The organism is Halomonas terrestris (assembly GCF_049166755.1).
Lineage (GTDB): Bacteria > Pseudomonadota > Gammaproteobacteria > Pseudomonadales > Halomonadaceae > Halomonas.
The window spans coordinates 1-3,776 of sequence record NZ_JBMHFZ010000044.1; the positions used below are offsets into that span (position 1 = coordinate 1).

The window sequence follows — 3,776 nt, forward strand, 5'->3', positions numbered from 1 at the left end:
GCCGGCGCGCCGCAGCACTTCGAGCAGCCCCTGCAGCAGGTGGGGCAGCGCCTCGGCGGTCTCGCCTTCCTCCGCGGTGACCAGCGCCGGCGCGCCCAACGCCGCGGCCGTAATGGGCAGGCAGCCCAGCAGCAGTCTCCTCCCGTGCCCCATGCTCAGCTCCTTGCCGTCTCAACTCCTGGCGTAGTGTAGTGGCCAAGGGCCCCCTGACCGCCCCCATCATCACGCGATTCCCGCCTGCCCGTATCGACCTTGCGCTGGGTCTATGGCGATGCTTTGCAGTTATTTCAGGATTTGCTTAGGCTGTTGATGCGGAGACAGTTCATCACAGACTATCGCATGGAAGCGGCTCCGCCCGACCATGCCCGATAGGGGCGGTAGCGTGCCCAAATCCCGCTGAAAGATGCGAAAGGATGATTGAAACCGGATAATGCAGAAGGCGCGCGAAGAATTCATATGTGGCTTACTTTTAATATTGTTATTGCTCAACGGGCTAGAAATGTTTTGCGTGCCGCAAAAGCTGAATAAACGCGCCGGCGCGTTCAAGTCAATAAACGAGCAGGAAGTCTAATACCAGCGCTATGGAAATCACCAATAATCCGCCTCGAGTAGGAAAAGCTGAACTTCTTGATCGCCAATTCGCAGATTGGTGGCTATTTTTAAATACTTGGGGCATATCTGCGTTCCTGTTGTTTCTTGCTTGCCTCGGAACAGGTGATCACAAGCACTTCTGTGCAGTCTTGTCTTCCCTGCTGTTGGCATGGGGATACTGGGAAGGCCGAGAGTGTTTTCCCCATTTCGTCCGGCGGTTGCGTCGGCAGCGCTCTCCCGAAGCGAAGGCACTTGAGAGCGAGATATTTCGCGACCATTTCTTCAAGAAGTTACTCTCCTATTTCCCCTTTCTCCTGGGGATATCAACTCTTGGCGCCTTGCTTGTGTGGCCCGCATTCAACGACAACTGGTGTGCCTATGTATCGTTCTGGCCGCGCTAACCATTAGTTCCAAGGGACCGCCGGCAAGCTGCGCTTGCCGGTTCGCTCCGAGCTGCGCCCTCCGCCGGCCCCTGAACTTAAACGTTAGCAATAAAGGAGGTGCTTCATGGGGCTCTGGGATATGATCGTTGAATCTTGGGAAAAGGCGTGCGAGGAAGTTGATCATCCTAAGTTATCAAGAGGGTCAGTGTTAAGAATTGAATTGACGAGGTTGGGCATTATTGGATTCGATCATTATGGAATATATGCCGGAAATAAAAAAGTTATTCATTTCTCAGGGGGAAGGATACGAAAGGAATCGCTGGATAAGTTTATCGAAGGTGCTGGAATATTTAATGGGGGTTTTGTTGAGGTGATGTCTTTTTCAAGTTCAGCAATAGAAAACATAACGCTTGAAGAGTCTTATCAAAGAGCTAAGTCATGTGTCGGTATGGCAGGATACGATGTTTTGGACTCAAATTGTGAACATTTTGCCTTATGGTGTCGTACGGGTGAAGCATTCTCGGGGCAAGCATTTGGCAGCGAATCAGAATTATTTGATATTCCAACTGCTGCTATGGCAGCAAACATCCCAAGAATGATTGGTAGTGCATTTAATAGACTTGGAATGCAAAGAAGTCGAGAAATTAGTATTAGTGGCATAGTCGATGTGTGAAATATATCCGAAGATCCGGTGGCAACTGCGTCTCTGTCTCAGGATTCGCTGGGTCTGCCGCTGGAGACGATGGACGATTATCGCTTCATGGATCACTTCCCCGGCGCGAATCATTTCGGTGTCTGGCCGCTGGCCATGGCCGCCTAGGCCTGCTTCGGCCAGGATGAGTGGCCCGAGAGTCTTCCTGAGCCCACGGCAACCATTGAGCATCTGCTTCCCGAGCTCGAGGCCGCCGCTTTAACCCTGTGCGCAGATCCGCCACTCCGTTTGCTATGATGCGGACGCCTCGGCATGATGCGCCGAAGGCATTCCCACAAGAAGAACCGACCATGCAAACGCCAAAAAGCGGCGCCGCAGATTCGGCCGGTGCTACCCGAAAGGCTGGGGCCGACCCAACCATCTGGATCCTGGACAGTGATTAACCCCTCAAACGGCTACTCTGAACCCGCCCCCGATTGCTCGGCGATCCCGACCGATGCGTCTGTCGAACAAGGCGCCTGGCGCTGGTTGCTCGTGGGCGGGTTGTTGTCGGCGCTCCTGTATGTGGTGCTCCCGTACGGACTCCTGGCCAGCGCGGTCTATGTGGCCATCACCGCACTTGCGGCATTCGCCGTTGCCCTCGCGGTCAAGACCCGATCGCAGTTGGTCTGCCCGCCCGCGTGGCTCCTGATCGCCTGCGCCCTGGGGCTGGCCGCGAGCGGTCATGCCATTTGGTACTGGCTGGACCTGCACGGCCTGGAACCCTTTCCTTCGCTCGCCGACGCCTTCTATCTCGCCATCTATCCGCTATTCATGGTCTCGCTCTGGAAACTCGGCCAACGAGCCGGCCGGGACGATGGCGCCCTGAGTGATGCCCTGATCGTCGGTGTCGCGGCGGCCGTCCCGGGCTGGGCATTGCTGATCGCGCCGTACGTGAACGATCCCGACCTCTCCACTGTGCAGCTGCTGGTCTCGACGGCTTATCCGGTTGCCGACCTTATCCTGTTGCCGCTGATCCTTCGGCTGATTTTCCTGCACCGCGCCAGGGTCACGGCCCATCTATTCCTGCTCTCGGGCATGCTGGCCTATCTGGTTGCCGACATGCTCTATGCCCATGGCAATACCGTGGGCTGGTACGCCCCCGGCGGGATGACCGATGCCCTGTGGCTGGTGGCCTACGCGTTGATTGTCGCCGCGATATGGCACCCGTCGGCCTCGGTCGAACTGCGGTCCGATGTCTCCCACGTTGAAATGTCAGGGCGACGCCTTGTGGTCCTTGGCTCCGCCTCCCTGCTGGCCCCTGCCGTGATCCTCCTGACCGCTGGCGTTGATGTCGCGGTGGTGAGAATCGCTGCCATCGGCTCCATACTGCTGTTCCTGCTCGTCATGCACCGCATGGCCGGGTTGATGCGGCAAACCCACCGCCAGGCCGAGGAGCTGGAAAAGCTCACGCGTACGGACCCCCTGACCGGAGCCGCCAACCGCCGGTATCTGGACGAGGCGATGGCGCGTGAGATTTCCCGTGCCCGGCGCCTGGGCTCGCCGATGACGCTGGCCTTCATGGACCTGGATCACTTCAAGCGCTTCAACGACACTTTCGGTCATGCGGCGGGGGATATGCTGCTGGAGGAGCTGGTGGGCGCATGGCGTCCCGTCCTGCGTGAGACTGACCTGCTGGCCCGCGCCGGCGGTGAGGAGTTCGTGGTGGTGCTGCCAGATACCGGGCCGGGGGAGGCACGCCGGGTGGTGGAGCGCTTGCGGCAATGCATGCCGCATGGGCAGACCTGTTCTGCCGGTATCGCCGAACTCGGGCCGGGCGACTCGGCCGATGAGCTCATGGCCCGGGCCGACCGGGCCATGTATGCGGCCAAGCATGGCGGCAGGGACCGAGTCGTTCTCACCGCAGACGGCAACGGCGATGTCGAGAAGCCATGAATAGTGCCTCAATAACAAGGGGGTGGTAGGCCGTTTCGCCCGGCTGTTTCAACGAGAACACACGGGATCGTTCTCGTCGTGGCGGCTACCTGCTGGTGGCACGGTTGCCCAGGATCTCGGCGGAGTCAACGCAAGCGGTCATGATCCGCCTGCTGAAGCCTCGCTGGTGAGCGGCGGGTCCGCTGGGGCATCCCCAGGGCCCGGTGCATTCCCTC

General features: G+C 58.7%; 3 protein-coding genes. All 3 read left to right on the top strand.

Annotated features, from left to right (window positions below; all coding sequences use genetic code 11):
* Nucleotides 1-581: 581 nt before the first annotated feature.
* The 3 genes from ACOMD9_RS20965 (at nt 582) to ACOMD9_RS20975 (ending at nt 3,561) form a co-directional block, all read left to right on the top strand.
* Nucleotides 582-992 (top strand): hypothetical protein, encoded by a 411-nt coding sequence (locus ACOMD9_RS20965; protein WP_421417955.1) that lies wholly within the window; start codon nt 582-584, stop codon nt 990-992.
* 106 nt (nt 993-1,098) lie between these two features.
* Nucleotides 1,099-1,647, top strand: a complete 549-nt coding sequence (locus tag ACOMD9_RS20970) for a lecithin retinol acyltransferase family protein (protein WP_421417956.1) — start codon at nt 1,099-1,101, stop codon at nt 1,645-1,647.
* 291 nt (nt 1,648-1,938) lie between these two features.
* Nucleotides 1,939-3,561: a GGDEF domain-containing protein gene (locus ACOMD9_RS20975; RefSeq protein WP_421417958.1), complete on the top strand. Its 1,623-nt coding sequence runs from the start codon at nt 1,939-1,941 to the stop codon at nt 3,559-3,561.
* Nucleotides 3,562-3,776 lie beyond the last annotated feature (215 nt).

What these genes read in the sequence shown, in the direction of transcription:
- ACOMD9_RS20975 (WP_421417958.1), top strand. Translation starts at nt 1,939, where the DNA reads ATGATGCGCCGAAGGCATTCCCACAAGAAGAACCGACCATGCAAACGC.
- ACOMD9_RS20970 (WP_421417956.1), top strand. Translation starts at nt 1,099, where the DNA reads ATGGGGCTCTGGGATATGATCGTTGAATCTTGGGAAAAGGCGTGCGAG.
- ACOMD9_RS20965 (WP_421417955.1), top strand. Translation starts at nt 582, where the DNA reads ATGGAAATCACCAATAATCCGCCTCGAGTAGGAAAAGCTGAACTTCTT.